Genomic DNA, 17016 nt, shown 5'->3' with positions numbered 1-17016 from the left:
GGGCCATTTGTGATAAAAATGAGGTTTTCTTTGACAAAACCTTTTTCTTTTTGTCTTATTGAGTATAGTAGTACTCTGCCTTAAGATGAATTATAGGCAATTATAACGCTTGATTTGAGGGGTGAATCAGTTGACAGGTCAACTAGTTCAGTATGGACGACACCGCCAGCGCAGAAGTTATGCGCGCATTAGTGAAGTATTGGAATTACCGAATTTAATTGAGATTCAAACAGCTTCCTATCAATGGTTTCTTGATGAGGGTCTGCGTGAAATGTTCCAGGACATTTCTCCGATTGAAGATTTCACAGGCAATCTGGCACTGGAATTTATTGATTACAGCCTTGCGGAGCCGAAGTATCCCGTGGATGAATCAAAAGAGCGTGATGTTACATACTCTGCTCCACTTCGTGTGAAAGTCCGTCTTTTAAATAAGGAAACAGGTGAAGTAAAGGACCAAGAAGTTTTCATGGGTGATTTCCCTCTTATGACCGAGACAGGAACATTCATTATTAATGGTGCAGAGCGCGTTATCGTTTCTCAGCTTGTCCGCTCTCCAAGTGTGTATTACAACGGGAAGCTAGACAAGAACGGAAAACGAGGATTCACTGCGACTGTTATTCCAAACCGCGGTGCCTGGTTAGAGTATGAAACAGATGCTAAAGACATTGTGTATGTCCGTATTGACAGAACACGTAAATTGCCGATTACAGTATTGTTGCGTGCGCTTGGGTTTGGTACTGATCAAGAAATCATTGATTTGCTTGGTGATAATGAATATTTACGCAATACGCTTGAAAAAGATAATACAGAAACAACCGAGAAAGCGTTAATTGAAATTTATGAGCGTCTTCGTCCGGGAGAACCGCCAACAGTTGAAAATGCAAAAAGTCTTATTGTTTCCCGCTTTTTTGACCCGAAACGGTACGATTTAGCTAGTGTTGGCCGCTATAAAATGAATAAAAAGCTTCATACGAAAAACCGCTTGTTTGGACAGCGTCTGGCTGAAACGCTTGCTGATCCCGAAACAGGTGAAATTATCGCTGAAGCAGGAACTATTCTTGATCGCCGTACATTGGATAAAATCATTCCACACCTTGAAAATGGGGTATCGTTTAAATCATACAGTCAAACAGGCGGTGTGTTTGAAGATAGTATGACCGTTCAATCAATAAAGGTGTATGCGCCAAACAGCGAAGAAGAGCAGGTCATCAACATTATCGGCAATGGCTTCCCGGAAATGAACGTGAAGAACATTACACCGGCTGACATTATTGCGTCGATTGGCTATTTCTTCAACCTTCTTTATGGAGTTGGCAATACCGATGATATTGATCATCTTGGTAATCGTCGTCTTCGTTCTGTAGGAGAACTGTTGCAAAACCAATTCCGTATCGGGTTATCTCGTATGGAGCGCGTTGTTCGTGAACGCATGTCGATTCAGGACACACAAACGATCACGCCGCAGCAATTAATTAATATCCGTCCAGTTATTGCGTCGATTAAAGAGTTTTTTGGAAGTTCTCAGCTTTCTCAGTTCATGGATCAGACGAATCCTCTGGCTGAGTTAACACATAAACGCCGTCTATCGGCGCTTGGTCCCGGTGGTTTAACACGTGAGCGTGCAGGCTTTGAAGTGCGCGATGTTCATTACTCCCACTATGGTCGTATGTGTCCGATTGAAACGCCTGAGGGTCCGAATATTGGGTTGATCAACTCATTATCTTCTTTTGCGAAAGTAAACCGTTTTGGCTTTATTGAAACGCCCTACCGTCGTGTTGATCCGGAGACAGGATGCGTGACAGAAAGAATTGATTACTTAACAGCTGATGAAGAAGATAACTATGTTGTAGCACAGGCGAATGTTCCGCTTAACGAAGACGGCTCATTTGCTGAAGAGGAAGTAGTTGCACGTTTCCGTGGTGAAAATACCGTTGTTAAACGTGAGCGCGCCGATTATATGGACGTATCACCGAAGCAAGTTGTATCGGCTGCGACTGCATGTATTCCATTCCTTGAAAACGATGACTCCAACCGTGCTCTTATGGGAGCAAACATGCAGCGTCAAGCCGTTCCTTTAATGCAGCCAGAAGCACCGATTGTTGGTACAGGTATGGAGTATGTATCCGGGAAAGACTCCGGCGCAGCTGTTATTTGTAAGCATGAAGGGATTGTTGAACGAGTAGAAGCACGCCAAATTTTTGTCCGCCGCGTACAAGAAGTAGATGGACAGGAAGTAAAAGGCGATCTTGACAAATATAAATTGCAAAAATTCATTCGTTCCAACCAGGGGACTTGCTACAACCAGCGTCCGATTGTGGCAGTTGGAAATCATGTTACAAAAGGAGAAATCCTCGCTGACGGACCATCAATGGAGCTCGGTGAACTAGCGCTTGGACGCAACGTTCTTGTTGCTTTCATGACATGGGATGGTTATAACTATGAAGATGCCATTATTATGAGTGAAAGACTTGTAAAAGACGATGTATATACATCTATTCATATTGAAGAATACGAGTCAGAGTCACGTGATACGAAGCTTGGACCGGAGGAAATCACGCGTGATATTCCGAATGTTGGGGAAGATGCACTCCGCAATCTTGATGACCGTGGAATTATCCGAATCGGTGCTGAAGTAAAAGACGGTGATTTGCTTGTTGGTAAAGTAACGCCTAAAGGGGTAACAGAACTGACGGCAGAAGAACGTCTTCTTCATGCGATATTTGGTGAGAAAGCGCGTGAAGTCCGTGATACATCACTGCGTGTCCCTCATGGCGGCGGCGGTATTGTCCTTGATGTGAAAGTCTTTAATCGTGAAGACGGCGATGAATTGCCACCTGGTGTAAATCAGCTTGTGCGCGTCTACATCGTTCAAAAACGGAAGATTTCTGAAGGGGATAAAATGGCTGGACGTCATGGTAACAAAGGGGTTATCTCTCGTATTCTGCCAGAGGAAGATATGCCTTATATGCCAGACGGTACGCCCGTTGACATCATGCTTAATCCGCTTGGTGTACCATCCCGTATGAATATCGGGCAAGTGCTTGAGCTTCATTTAGGTCTAGCGGCCCGCTATCTTGGTATTCATGTTGCATCACCGGTTTTCGATGGTGCCTCTGAGGACGATGTATGGGAAACCATTGAGGAAGCAGGCATGAGCCGCGATGCAAAAACGATTTTGTATGATGGCCGGAGCGGTGAACCGTTTGATAACCGTGTATCAGTAGGGATCATGTACATGATCAAATTAGCGCATATGGTTGATGACAAACTCCATGCCCGTTCAACGGGACCATATTCACTTGTTACACAGCAGCCACTTGGCGGTAAAGCACAGTTTGGTGGACAGCGTTTTGGTGAAATGGAAGTATGGGCGCTTGAGGCATATGGAGCGGCTTATACATTGCAAGAAATCTTAACGGTAAAATCAGATGATATCGTCGGTCGCGTGAAAACGTATGAAGCAATTGTCAAAGGTGAAAACGTTCCAGAACCAGGCGTTCCTGAATCATTTAAAGTATTAATCAAAGAACTTCAAAGTCTCGGTCTTGATGTGAAAATCATGTCTGGAGATGATCAGGAAATAGAAATGCGTGATCTTGAGGATGAAGATGACGTTCAACAAGCGGATTCATTAAATATCGCTCCTGAAACAGTCAAACCAGAAACGATTGGAACGAAAGACTAACTTGTTTCATAATCCTGCCCAAAAAGCGCTCTTTTTTCAGCGCTTTTTAGGCGCTTTCAAGGAAAATGGGTAATAGAAAAGGGAGGTAGACCCCTTGCTGGATGTCAATAATTTCGAGTATATGAAAATCGGTCTCGCTTCACCAGATAAGATTCGTTCATGGTCTTATGGAGAAGTAAAAAAACCAGAAACAATTAACTACCGTACGTTAAAGCCTGAAAAAGACGGCTTATTTTGTGAACGGATTTTCGGCCCTACGAAAGACTGGGAATGTCACTGTGGTAAATACAAACGTGTTCGTTATAAAGGCGTTGTCTGTGACCGCTGTGGAGTAGAGGTAACAAAAGCGAAAGTACGACGTGAACGGATGGGTCATATTGAACTGGCAGCACCGGTTTCGCACATTTGGTACTTTAAGGGAATTCCAAGTCGTATGGGTCTTGTTCTTGACATGTCGCCGCGTGCGCTTGAAGAGATTATTTATTTTGCTTCGTATGTTGTAACGGAGTCGGGAGATACAGCTCTCGAAAAGAAGCAGTTGCTTTCTGAAAAAGAGTATCGTGCATATCGTGATAAATACGGAAAGAAATTCCAGGCGTCTATGGGTGCGGAAGCGATTAAAAAGCTGCTTCAAGATATTGATCTTGACAAAGAAACAGAACAGCTGAAAGAAGAGTTAAAGTCAGCACAAGGACAGCGCCGCACACGTGCGATTAAGCGTCTTGAAGTGATTGAGGCATTTCGTCATTCTGGCAATAAACCGGATTGGATGATCCTTGATGTTCTGCCGGTTATTCCGCCAGAACTTCGTCCAATGGTACAACTTGATGGCGGTCGTTTTGCGACGTCTGACTTGAATGATTTATATCGCCGTGTCATCAACCGAAATAATCGTTTGAAGCGTTTATTAGATCTGGGAGCGCCAAGCATTATTGTGCAAAATGAAAAGCGCATGCTTCAAGAAGCAGTTGATGCGCTAATTGATAACGGACGTCGTGGACGCCCTGTGACAGGACCGGGTAACCGTCCTTTGAAATCTCTTTCTCATATGCTGAAAGGAAAGCAAGGTCGTTTCCGTCAAAACTTGCTAGGAAAACGTGTTGATTATTCCGGACGTTCTGTTATCGTAGTTGGACCAAACTTAAAAATGTATCAGTGCGGACTTCCAAAAGAAATGGCACTTGAATTATTTAAACCATTTGTAATGAAAGAACTTGTTGAAAGAGGTCTCGCGCATAATATTAAGAGTGCAAAGCGTAAAATTGAACGCGTTCAATCAGACGTATGGGATGTTCTTGAGGAAGTTATTAAAGAACACCCGGTACTATTAAACCGTGCACCGACACTTCACCGTCTGGGCATTCAAGCGTTTGAACCGACACTTGTTGAAGGTCGAGCAATCCGTCTTCATCCGCTCGTTTGTACAGCTTACAATGCTGATTTCGATGGTGACCAAATGGCTGTTCACGTTCCGCTTTCTGCTGAAGCACAGGCAGAAGCACGTATGCTCATGCTTGCGGCACAGAACATCTTGAATCCGAAAGATGGGAAGCCGGTTGTTACACCGTCTCAGGATATGGTACTCGGCAACTACTACTTAACGCTTGAGCGCGAAGGAGCCGTTGGCGAAGGAGCCATTTTTAAAGACACGAATGAAGCGATCTTAGCTTATCAAAATGGCTATGTTCATCTTCATACACGTGTAGCTGTAGCAGCAGCATCTCTTGAAAATCAAACATTTACAGAAGAACAAAATAAGCAGCTTCTTGTTACAACGGTTGGGAAATTAATCTTCAATGAAATTTTACCGGATACATTCCCGTATATCAATGAACCGACAAACAGTAACCTTGAAGTGAAAACACCGGAAAAATATTTCATCCCGGCAGGTGTGAATGTACCGGAACATATTGCTAAACAGCAAATCATTTCACCTTTTAAAAAGGGTATTTTGGGTAATATCATTGCCGAAGTATTCAAACGCTTTAAAATCACTGAAACATCAAAAATGCTTGATCGGATGAAGGACCTCGGCTTTAAACACTCGACAAAAGCGGGTATTACAGTAGGGGTTGCGGACATCGTTGTTTTAGGTGAAAAAGACGGTATTTTGAAGGAAGCGCAGGCCAAAGTCGATAACGTCATGAAGCAGTTCCGCCGCGGTTTAATTACTGAAGAAGAACGTTATGATCGCGTTATTTCGATTTGGAGTGCAGCGAAAGATGTCATCCAAAGTAAACTAATGGACTCACTTGATATCCGTAATCCGATTTTCATGATGAGTGATTCCGGGGCACGTGGTAATGCATCTAACTTTACGCAGCTTGCTGGTATGCGGGGGCTTATGGCCAACCCGGCCGGCCGGATTATCGAACTTCCGATCAAATCCTCCTTCCGAGAAGGTTTAACGGTACTAGAATACTTTATTTCGACGCATGGTGCGCGTAAAGGACTTGCCGATACAGCACTGAAAACAGCCGATTCTGGTTACCTGACTCGTCGACTTGTTGACGTAGCACAAGATGTCATTGTCCGTGAAGAGGACTGTGGAACAGATCGTGGCCTTCAAATTAGCTCGATTAAAGATGGAACAGAAGTAATCGAAGCACTTGAGGAACGTCTTGTTGGGCGTTATGCGCGTAAAGCTATTAAACATCCTGAAACAGATAAAGTGCTTGTTCGTGACAATGAGCAAATCAATGAAGAATTGGCAAGACTTATTGTCGAAGCGGGCATCGAAAATGTTTGGATTCGTTCGGCCTTTACATGTAACACACGCCATGGTGTATGTAAGAAATGTTACGGACGTAACTTGGCAACGGGGCAGGAAGTTGAGGTGGGCGAAGCAGTCGGTATTATTGCTGCCCAGTCAATTGGTGAGCCGGGTACACAGCTTACGATGCGTACATTCCATACAGGCGGTGTGGCAGGAGATGATATCACGCAAGGTCTTCCGCGTATTCAAGAGATTTTCGAAGCACGGAATCCAAAAGGGCAAGCGATCATTTCTGAAATTAACGGTGTAGTTACTTCACTTAATGAAGGCAAGGACCGCCAGCAAGAAATCGTCGTGCAAGGTGATGTAGAGACACGCACATATACAGCTCCATACACAGCCCGCTTAAAAGTAGCAGTAAATGATTCTGTTACTCGCGGTCAAGAGCTGACAGAAGGTTCCATTGATCCGAAAGAATACTTGAAAATTAAAGATGTTACATCTGTTCAGGAATACTTACTGCGTGAAGTGCAAAAAGTATACCGGATGCAGGGTGTTGAAATCGGCGATAAGCATATAGAAGTAATGGTGCGTCAAATGCTTCGCAAAGTACGTGTACTTGAAGCGGGTGATACAGACGTTCTTCCAGGCAGTCTACTTGAAATCCATCAGTTCCGTGATGCGAACGAAAAAGTCCTTCTTGAAGGCGGAATACCGGCAACGGGTCGTCCGATTTTACTGGGTATTACAAAAGCATCACTTGAAACAGATTCATTCCTATCGGCTGCTTCCTTCCAGGAGACAACGCGTGTTCTAACAGATGCAGCGATCAAAGGAAAACGTGATGAATTGCTTGGTTTGAAAGAAAACGTCATTATCGGAAAACTCATTCCAGCGGGTACCGGTATGCAGCGCTATCGCTTAACTGAAGCAAATATGAAAAAGGCAGAATCGGTTCCAGCAGAATAAAAAATGGTTTATCGGTGTCTGTGCATACAGATGCCGATAAAACTTTTTTATATGATATAGTTGACACTAAAAAGTGAAAGTGATAATATGATCAAGGTGTTCCAATACGACCATTCTTTCTGAGCATGGATATAGGAACAAAACAATCGTTGCCACTATTCGCAAATGATGTTTTTGCAGTTTGCTGCAAGAACTTTGTTTTTACCCAAAAATGAGCCACCTGGAAGTGTGGGCTTAGAAAAAAGGAAGGGAGGATTTTTACATGCCTACTATTAATCAGTTAGTACGTAAGCCTCGTAAATCAAAGATCACTAAATCAAAGTCTCCGGCGCTTAATAAAGGATTCAACAGCTTTAAGAAAGCTCAAACCGATGTACTTTCTCCGCAAAAACGCGGTGTATGTACTCGTGTTGGAACTATGACGCCGAAAAAACCAAACTCAGCGCTTCGTAAATATGCGCGTGTACGTTTGAGTAACGGTATTGAAGTAACAGCTTATATCCCTGGTATCGGCCATAACCTTCAAGAGCATAGTGTTGTTCTTATTCGCGGCGGACGTGTAAAAGATTTACCGGGTGTTCGTTATCACATCGTTCGTGGTGCACTTGATACAGCCGGTGTTGAAACACGTCGTCAAGGCCGTTCTAAATACGGTACAAAACGCCCTAAAGCTCCAAAAAACTAATTTAAACCATAACGTATTTTCCGAAAGGAGGAAAAAAATATGCCACGTAAAGGCCCTGTAGCAAAAAGAGACGTATTGGCTGATCCGCTGTACAACTCAAAACTCGTTTCTCGTCTCATCAATAAAATGATGGTTGACGGTAAAAGAGGAAAATCACAAGCCATTCTTTACGCCGCTTTTGACACAATCCGTGAACGCACGGGTAATGATCCAATGGAAGTATTTGACCAGGCAATGAAAAACATCATGCCAGTACTAGAGGTGAAAGCACGCCGTGTTGGTGGAGCTAACTATCAAGTACCAATTGAAGTTCGCCCTGATCGTCGTACAACTTTAGGTCTCCGCTGGTTAGTAAATTATGCTCGCCTTCGCGGTGAAAAAACAATGGAAGAACGCCTTGCAGCTGAAATTATGGACGCAGCAAACAACACTGGCGCTTCTGTTAAAAAACGTGAAGACACGCACAAAATGGCGGAAGCAAACAAAGCATTTGCTCACTACCGCTGGTAAAATATTTAAATTAAACCTTATCCTAATCCAGGAAGGAGAAAGACATAGATGGCAAGAGAGTTCTCCTTAGACAAAACTCGTAACATTGGAATCATGGCTCATATTGATGCTGGTAAAACAACGACAACTGAGCGTATTCTATATTATACAGGCCGTATCCATAAAATTGGTGAAACACATGAAGGTGCTTCTCAAATGGACTGGATGGAGCAAGAACAAGAGCGTGGTATTACAATCACGTCTGCTGCGACAACCGCTTCTTGGAAAGGTCATCGTGTTAACATCATCGATACACCGGGACACGTAGACTTCACAGTTGAAGTTGAACGTTCTTTACGTGTGCTTGATGGTGCCGTAACGGTTCTCGATGCCCAATCCGGTGTTGAGCCACAAACGGAAACAGTATGGCGTCAAGCGACGACTTATGGTGTTCCACGTGTTGTATTCGTCAACAAAATGGACAAAATGGGTGCTGATTTCCTTTATTCAGTCGGTACAATTCATGACCGCTTAATGGCGAATGCACATCCAATTCAACTTCCAATCGGTGCTGAAGATGAGTTTTCAGGTATCATTGATTTAGTTGAAATGAAAGCAACTTTGTATGGAAATGACCTTGGGACTGAAATAGAAGTTACGGACATTCCAGCAGACTATCAAGACAAAGCAGAAGAGTACCGTGAAAAGCTTGTTGAAGCTGTAGCGGAACTTGATGAAGATTTAATGGAGAAATACCTTGGCGGCGAAGAGTTGACGAATGATGAAATCAAAGCGGCAATCCGTAAAGGTGTTCTTAACGTAGAATTCTTCCCTGTTATGGTTGGTTCTGCATTTAAAAACAAAGGCGTTCAACTTATGTTGGATGCAGTTGTCGACTATCTTCCAGCACCAACGGATGTACCGGCAATTAAAGGTACACTCCCAGACAGCGACGAAGAAGTGGAACGTGAAGCAAGCGATGAAGCGCCGTTCTCGGCCCTTGCATTTAAAGTTATGACGGACCCTTATGTCGGTAAATTAACATTCTTCCGTGTGTATTCCGGTGTTCTTCAATCCGGCTCTTACGTGCAAAACTCGACAAAAGGAAAGCGTGAACGTGTAGGACGTATCCTGCAAATGCATGCTAATTCCCGCGAAGAGATTTCACAAGTATACGCAGGTGATATTGCTGCCGCTGTTGGATTAAAAGATACAACAACGGGTGATACGCTTTGTGAAGAAAAAAATCTTGTTATCCTTGAGTCTATGGTGTTCCCTGATCCAGTTATCTCTCTTTCTGTTGAGCCGAAAACAAAAGCTGACCAGGACAAGATGACGACAGCACTCCAAAAACTTCAAGAAGAAGATCCAACATTCCACGCACATACGGATCAAGAAACTGGTGAAGTTATTATTGCAGGTATGGGTGAGCTTCATCTAGATATTCTTGTAGACCGTATGCGTCGCGAATTCAAAGTAGAAGCAAATGTTGGTGCACCACAAGTATCTTATCGTGAAACATTCCGTTCAAGTGCACAGGTTGAAGGTAAATTTGCCCGTCAATCCGGTGGACGCGGACAGTTTGGTCACGTTTGGATCGAATTCTCTCCTAATGAAGAAGGAGCAGGCTTCGAATTTGAAAATGGTATTGTTGGTGGTTCTGTACCACGTGAATATGTTCCAGCTGTTCAAGCAGGTCTTCAAGACGCTATGAAAAACGGTGTTCTTGCTGGCTATCCGTTAATCGATGTTAAAGCCCGTCTTTTTGATGGTTCTTACCATGATGTCGATTCATCTGAGATGGCGTTTAAAATTGCTGCGTCATTGGCGCTTAAAAATGCGATTTCTAAATGTAACCCGGTCATTCTTGAGCCGCTTATGAAAGTGGAAGTTGTTATTCCAGACGAATATCTTGGCGATATCATGGGTGATATCACATCACGCCGTGGACGCGTAGAAGGTATGGAAGCACGCGGCAACGCGCAAGTTGTTAAAGCGTTCGTTCCACTTGCTGAAATGTTCGGTTATGCAACGTCTCTTCGTTCTAACACGCAAGGACGCGGTAACTACTCTATGCAATTCGATCATTATGAAGAAGTGCCTAAGAGTGTTCAAGAAGACATCATCAAAAAAAATAAAGGCCAATAATTGATTTATACGCGCTAATCAAGTATAAATACTATTGTAAGCTTTCCCTTCTTCCGAAAAAGACTTCTTTTCCGGAAGAAGAACTATATAAAAAACTATTAAATTCTATATTTTGAAGGAGGACTTCCTAATGGGAAAAGCAAAATTCGACCGTTCAAAACCGCATGTTAACGTTGGTACAATCGGACACGTTGACCATGGTAAAACAACTTTAACAGCTGCAATCACAACAGTTCTTGCAAAAACTGGTGGTGCAGAAGCACGTGCATACGATCAAATCGATGGTGCTCCAGAAGAGCGCGAGCGCGGTATCACAATCTCAACAGCGCATGTTGAGTACGAAACTGCAACTCGTCACTACGCACACGTAGACTGCCCTGGACATGCTGACTATGTTAAAAACATGATTACTGGTGCAGCACAAATGGACGGCGGTATCTTAGTAGTATCTGCTGCTGATGGTCCAATGCCGCAAACACGTGAGCACATCCTTCTTTCACGTCAAGTAGGTGTTCCTTTCCTAGTTGTATTTATGAACAAATGTGACATGGTAGACGATGAAGAGCTTCTTGAGCTAGTTGAAATGGAAATTCGTGACCTTCTTTCTGAATATGACTTCCCTGGCGATGACATTCCTGTTATTAAAGGTTCTGCTCTTAAAGCACTTGAAGGTGAAGCAGAGTGGGAAGAAAAAATCCATGAGCTTATGGCTGCAGTGGATGAGTATATCCCAACTCCAACACGTGACACTGACAAACCATTCATGATGCCTGTTGAGGATGTTTTCTCAATCACTGGCCGTGGTACAGTAGCAACTGGACGCGTTGAGCGTGGACAAATCAAAGTCGGTGATACAATCGAAATCATCGGTTTGACTGAAGAGCCGAAATCAACAACTGTAACAGGTGTTGAAATGTTCCGTAAGCTTCTTGATTATGCTGAAGCTGGCGACAATATCGGTGCCCTTCTTCGCGGCGTAGCTCGTGAAGAAATCCAACGTGGTCAAGTACTTGCAAAACCAGGTACAATCACACCGCATACAACTTTCAAAGCGGAAGTTTATGTTCTTTCTAAAGAAGAGGGTGGACGTCATACTCCATTCTTCACTAACTACCGCCCGCAGTTCTACTTCCGTACAACTGACGTAACTGGTATCTGTAACCTTCCTGAAGGCGTAGAAATGGTTATGCCTGGCGATAACGTTGAAATGTCTGTAGAATTGATTGCTCCAATCGCGATTGAAGAAGGTACTAAATTCTCAATCCGTGAAGGCGGCCGTACTGTAGGCGCTGGCGTTGTAGCAACAATCCAAAAATAAGTTTTCAACAAACAGTCCGGTTTCGGCCGGGCTGTTTTTTTGTTTGTAAAAAAGTTTTCATCATGTGTTGCAATCAATACGTAAACGATGTATAATAATCAATGTTGGTTTTTGACAGCGTTGATGCGGAAGGTTGCTGACACACCCGGCCGCTTTGCCATGGCGGTGTTGTCAGGGGAAAATTTTCGCGGAGTATGTCTATTAGCTAAATAGGCGATAAAGGAGGGAAAATAATGGCAAAACAAAAAATTCGCATTCGTTTGAAAGCATATGATCATCGTATTCTTGATCAATCAGCTGAGAAAATTGTTGAAACGGCTAAACGTTCTGGTGCAAGTGTATCAGGTCCAATCCCGCTTCCAACTGAGAAATCTATCTACACGATTCTTCGTGCGGTCCATAAGTACAAAGATTCTCGTGAACAGTTCGAAATGCGTACTCATAAACGTTTAATCGATATCGTGAATCCAACTCCGAAAACAGTTGATTCATTGATGCGTTTAGACTTGCCGTCAGGCGTTGACATTGAAATTAAACTATAATAAATAAACTAATAATTAACCAGGAGGTGTAACTCATGACAAAAGGAATCTTAGGAAGAAAAATCGGCATGACGCAAGTGTTTGCTGAAAATGGTGACCTTATCCCGGTAACTGTAATCGAAGCAGCACCAAACGTTGTTCTTCAAAAGAAAACAGTCGAAGGCGACGGCTACACAGCGGTTCAGTTAGGCTTTGAAGACAAGCGTGAAAAGCTTGCTAACAAACCATCACTTGGACACGTGAAGAAAGCAGGAGAAAGCATCGCACCTAAGCGCTTCATTCGTGAGTTCCGTAACATCAACAACGATCTTGAAATTGGTCAAGAAGTTAAAGTTGATATTTTTGCAGAAGGCGACATCGTCGACGTAACAGGAATTTCTAAAGGGAAAGGCTTCCAGGGTGCTATTAAGCGCCATAATCAATCTCGAGGCCCTATGTCCCATGGTTCGCGTTATCATCGTCGTCCAGGTTCAATGGGACCTGTAGCGCCAAACCGTGTATTTAAAAATAAACTTCTTCCAGGTCGTATGGGTGGAGAGCAAGTAACAGTACAAAATCTACAAATAGTGAAAGTGGATGCTGAGCGCAACGTTCTTCTTATTAAAGGAAACGTTCCAGGATCTAAAAAAGCCTTAATCCAAGTTAAAACGGCGATTAAAGCAAACTAATCAACTTTTTTAGGAAAGGAGGAAACAGGAATGGCTAAAGTAAAAGTATTAAACCAAACGGGTTCTGAAGTCGGTGATATTGAGCTAAATGACGCTGTATTTGGAATCGAACCAAACGAACACGTAGTATTTGAAGCAGTTGTGATGCAAAGAGCGTCTTTACGCCAAGGTAATCACAAAGTTAAAAACCGCTCGGAAGTTCGCGGCGGTGGCCGTAAACCATGGAAACAAAAAGGAACTGGACGTGCGCGTCAAGGTTCTATTCGTTCACCACAATGGCGTGGCGGTGGTATCGTATTTGGCCCGACTCCGCGTAGTTACAGCTATAAGCTGCCAAAGAAAGTACGTCGTCTTGCATTAAAATCAGCTTTGTCATCAAAAGTACAAGAGCAAAACATTCTTGTTTTGGAAACATTGTCTTTCAATGCTCCAAAAACAAAAGAGTTTGTAACAGTCTTGAAAAACTTATCTGTTGACTCGAAAGCATTGATTGTAACAGACACAGTAAACGAATTTGTTGCATTGTCTGCACGTAACATCCCTGGTGTAACAGTGGTTGAAGCTGCAGGTATCAATATCCTTGACCTGCTTGGACATGATAAACTTATTATGACAAAAGCAGCGGTTGAAAAAGTAGAGGAGGTGCTTGCATAATGGATTCACGCGATGTGATTAAGCGCCCCGTTATTACTGAACAATCTATGGCTGTAATGGCTGAGAAAAAATATACTTTTGATGTGGACGTACGTGCTAATAAAACGCAAGTGAAGACTGCTATTGAAGAGATCTTCGGCGTTAAAGTTAAAAACGTAAACGTTATGAACTATAAAGGTAAATTCAAGCGTATGGGACGTCATGCTGGCTATACAAACAAACGCCGTAAAGCAATCGTAACATTAACGCAAGATAGCAAAGAAATCGAACTTTTCGAAGCGTAATAAACGCATAAAATAGAAGAGGAGGGACACGAAATGGCGATTAAAAAGTATAAACCGACCTCAAATGGTCGTCGTAATATGACATCTTTGGATTATGCCGAAATTACAACGAGCACACCAGAGAAATCGTTGCTTGAGCCTTTGAAAAAGAATGGCGGTCGTAATAACCAAGGTAAAATCACAGTTCGTCATAGAGGCGGCGGTCATAAGCGTCAATACCGTATTATTGACTTCAAACGTGATAAAGATGGCATTCCAGGACGCGTTGCTACGATCGAATATGATCCAAACCGTTCAGCGAACATCGCACTCGTGAACTATGTTGATGGAGAAAAACGTTACATCCTAGCTCCAAAAGGCATCCAAGTTGGAACTGAGATTATGTCAGGACCAGAAGCAGATATTAAAACGGGTAATGCACTTCCGCTTGTCAATATTCCAGTCGGTACAGTTATCCACAATATTGAATTGAAACCAGGCAAAGGCGGACAATTAGTTCGTTCAGCAGGTACTTCCGCTCAAGTTCTTGGTAAAGAAGGTAAATACGTACTTGTTCGCTTGAACTCAGGTGAAGTACGCATGATTCTTGCGACGTGCCGCGCGACAATTGGTCAAGTTGGTAACGAGCAGCATGAACTTGTTAACGTGGGTAAAGCAGGACGTTCACGCTGGTTAGGGAAGCGCCCTACTGTTCGTGGTTCTGTAATGAATCCAAACGACCATCCACATGGTGGTGGTGAAGGACGTTCACCAATTGGACGTAAATCACCAGTTACACCTTGGGGTAAACCAGCTCTTGGTTACAAAACACGTAAAAAGGTTAACAAATCCGATAAATTTATCGTTCGTCGTCGTAAAAAATAACGTCATTGTCCTACGGTTCTACATACGAACCGTAGACCAATCACGAAGGGAGGTACACAAATGGGCCGCAGCTTGAAAAAAGGACCTTTTGTTGATGATCATTTATTCAATAAAATTGAGAAATTGAACGAGGCTAGCAAAAAACAAGTTGTTAAAACTTGGTCGCGCCGTTCTACAATTTTCCCGACATTCATCGGACACACACTCGCAGTATACGATGGTCGTAAACACGTGCCTGTATACGTTACTGAAGATATGGTTGGGCATAAACTTGGTGAGTTCGCGCCAACGCGTACGTATAAAGGACACGTTGCCGACGATAAGAAAACAAGACGTTAATTGAGAGGAGGATATCCCAATGGAAGCTAAAGCTGTCTTAAGAACAGTACGCATTGCTCCTCGTAAGGTACGTCTAGTGATTGACCTGATTCGAGGTAAGCAAGTTGGAGAAGCAGTGGCGATCTTAAAACATACGCCAAAAACATCATCTCCTGTAATTGAAAAATTATTAAACTCTGCTATTGCAAATGCAGAGCATAACTATGATCTTGATGTAAACAACCTGGTTGTTACTCAAGCTTATGTTGACGAAGGACCAACATTGAAACGTTTTCGTCCACGTGCAATGGGACGTGCAAGCGCAATTAACAAACGCACAAGCCACATCACAATCGTTGTGGCAGAAAAAAAGGAGGGATAATTCGTGGGTCAAAAAGTACATCCTCATGGACTGCGCGTCGGGATCATTCGCGACTGGGATTCTAAATGGTACGCTGAAAAAGATTACGCGGATCTTCTTCACGAAGATTTGAAAGTTCGCGGATACATTGAAGAGCGCCTTAAAGATGCTTCTCTATCCCGTGTTGAAATCGAACGTGCTGCGAATCGCGTGAACGTCACTGTTCACACTGCTAAACCAGGTATGGTTATTGGTAAAGGTGGATCTGAAGTAGAAGCACTTCGCAAAGCATTAAATGAATTAACAGGAAAACGAGTTCACATCAACATTGTTGAAGTGAAAAGAGCGGATCTTGATGCTAGACTTGTAGCAGAAAACATTGCTCGTCAACTTGAAAACCGTGTATCATTCCGCCGTGCGCAAAAGCAGGCTATCCAACGGACAATCCGTTCTGGGGCAAAAGGGATCAAAACACAGGTTTCGGGACGCCTTGGCGGAGCTGATATTGCCCGTGCTGAACATTACAGTGAAGGAACTGTTCCACTTCATACTCTTCGCGCTGATATTGACTATGCACATGCTGAAGCAGACACAACATACGGCAAGCTTGGCGTAAAAGTATGGATCTACCGTGGAGAGATTCTTCCAACGAAGAAGAAAACTCAGGAAGGAGGCAAATAATATGTTGTTGCCAAAACGCGTAAAATATCGTCGTGTACACCGCGGTAAAATGCGCGGTCAAGCGAAAGGCGGAACAGAAGTGGCATTTGGTGAATATGGTCTTCAAGCTACTGAAGCTTCATGGATCACGAACCGCCAAATCGAATCTGCCCGTATCGCAATGACTCGTTACATGAAACGTGGCGGTAAAGTTTGGATCAAAATTTTCCCTCACAAACCATATACGAAAAAGCCACTTGAAGTACGGATGGGTTCTGGTAAAGGGGCACCTGAAGGATGGGTAGCGGTTGTTAAACCAGGCAAGATCATGTTTGAAATTGCTGGTGTTTCTGAAGAAGTTGCACGTGAAGCTCTTCGCCTTGCAGCACATAAGCTTCCTATTAAATGCAAGATCGTAAAACGTGAAGAAATTGGTGGTGAATCAAATGAAAGCTAATGAAATCGGTGAACTTACCACTGCTGAAATTGAACAACAAGTAAAGTCGCTCAAAGAAGAACTTTTCAACCTTCGCTTTCAATTGGCGACGGGACAGCTTGAAAATACTGCTCGTATTCGTGAAGTACGTAAAGCGATCGCCCGCATGAAAACCGTGATTCGTCAGCGGGAAATTGATAACCGATAATTGAAAGGAGG

At 43.3% G+C, this 17016-nt stretch carries 16 protein-coding genes; all 16 read left to right on the top strand.

Features of this window, described 5'->3' with window-relative positions; all coding sequences use genetic code 11:
- Positions 1-130: 130 nt before the first annotated feature.
- Entirely contained in the window at positions 131-3685 is a 3555-nt protein-coding gene (rpoB, locus tag ACZYRN_RS17870; protein ID WP_488912958.1) for a DNA-directed RNA polymerase subunit beta, read from the top strand.
- 94 nt (positions 3686-3779) lie between these two features.
- Positions 3780-7370, top strand: a complete 3591-nt coding sequence (gene rpoC, locus ACZYRN_RS17865; protein ID WP_488912957.1) for a DNA-directed RNA polymerase subunit beta' — start codon at positions 3780-3782, stop codon at positions 7368-7370.
- Between the two features lie 262 nt (positions 7371-7632).
- Positions 7633-8055, top strand: a complete 423-nt coding sequence (rpsL, locus tag ACZYRN_RS17860; protein WP_018395150.1) for a 30S ribosomal protein S12 — start codon at positions 7633-7635, stop codon at positions 8053-8055.
- A gap of 39 nt (positions 8056-8094) precedes the next feature.
- On the top strand, positions 8095-8565 hold the full coding sequence (gene rpsG, locus ACZYRN_RS17855) for a 30S ribosomal protein S7 (RefSeq protein WP_018395151.1): 471 nt from the start codon (positions 8095-8097) through the stop codon (positions 8563-8565).
- Between the two features lie 48 nt (positions 8566-8613).
- Positions 8614-10692: an elongation factor G gene (gene fusA, locus ACZYRN_RS17850; RefSeq protein ID WP_488912956.1), complete on the top strand. Its 2079-nt coding sequence runs from the start codon at positions 8614-8616 to the stop codon at positions 10690-10692.
- Positions 10693-10822: 130 nt separating this feature from the next.
- On the top strand, positions 10823-12010 hold the full coding sequence (gene tuf / locus ACZYRN_RS17845; RefSeq protein WP_063964485.1) for an elongation factor Tu: 1188 nt from the start codon (positions 10823-10825) through the stop codon (positions 12008-12010).
- A 233-nt stretch (positions 12011-12243) separates the two neighbouring features.
- Positions 12244-12552: a 30S ribosomal protein S10 gene (gene rpsJ / locus ACZYRN_RS17840; protein WP_018395154.1), complete on the top strand. Its 309-nt coding sequence runs from the start codon at positions 12244-12246 to the stop codon at positions 12550-12552.
- Positions 12553-12587: 35 nt separating this feature from the next.
- Positions 12588-13220, top strand: a complete 633-nt coding sequence (rplC, locus tag ACZYRN_RS17835) for a 50S ribosomal protein L3 (protein WP_488912955.1) — start codon at positions 12588-12590, stop codon at positions 13218-13220.
- A gap of 30 nt (positions 13221-13250) precedes the next feature.
- Positions 13251-13874, top strand: coding sequence for a 50S ribosomal protein L4 (gene rplD, locus ACZYRN_RS17830; protein WP_488912954.1), 624 nt, complete (start codon positions 13251-13253; stop codon positions 13872-13874).
- Positions 13874-14158, top strand: a complete 285-nt coding sequence (gene rplW, locus ACZYRN_RS17825; RefSeq protein WP_073712282.1) for a 50S ribosomal protein L23 — start codon at positions 13874-13876, stop codon at positions 14156-14158. The genes rplD and rplW overlap by 1 nt, the downstream gene beginning before the upstream one ends.
- A gap of 33 nt (positions 14159-14191) precedes the next feature.
- Positions 14192-15022: a 50S ribosomal protein L2 gene (rplB, locus tag ACZYRN_RS17820; RefSeq protein WP_488912953.1), complete on the top strand. Its 831-nt coding sequence runs from the start codon at positions 14192-14194 to the stop codon at positions 15020-15022.
- Positions 15023-15082: 60 nt separating this feature from the next.
- A complete protein-coding gene (rpsS, locus tag ACZYRN_RS17815) occupies positions 15083-15361 on the top strand; it encodes a 30S ribosomal protein S19 (protein ID WP_488912952.1) in 279 nt (92 codons plus the stop codon).
- Between the two features lie 19 nt (positions 15362-15380).
- Positions 15381-15722 (top strand): 50S ribosomal protein L22, encoded by a 342-nt coding sequence (gene rplV, locus ACZYRN_RS17810; RefSeq protein ID WP_488912951.1) that lies wholly within the window; start codon positions 15381-15383, stop codon positions 15720-15722.
- A gap of 3 nt (positions 15723-15725) precedes the next feature.
- Positions 15726-16382 (top strand): 30S ribosomal protein S3, encoded by a 657-nt coding sequence (gene rpsC, locus ACZYRN_RS17805; protein WP_063964489.1) that lies wholly within the window; start codon positions 15726-15728, stop codon positions 16380-16382.
- Between the two features lies 1 nt (position 16383).
- Positions 16384-16818, top strand: a complete 435-nt coding sequence (gene rplP / locus ACZYRN_RS17800) for a 50S ribosomal protein L16 (protein ID WP_488912950.1) — start codon at positions 16384-16386, stop codon at positions 16816-16818.
- A complete protein-coding gene (gene rpmC, locus ACZYRN_RS17795) occupies positions 16808-17005 on the top strand; it encodes a 50S ribosomal protein L29 (protein ID WP_018395163.1) in 198 nt (65 codons plus the stop codon). Before rplP ends, rpmC begins: the two co-directional genes overlap by 11 nt.
- Positions 17006-17016 lie beyond the last annotated feature (11 nt).

Source organism: Domibacillus sp. F004 (genome assembly GCF_057814295.1).
This window is presented reverse-complemented; position numbering and strand designations above follow the sequence as displayed.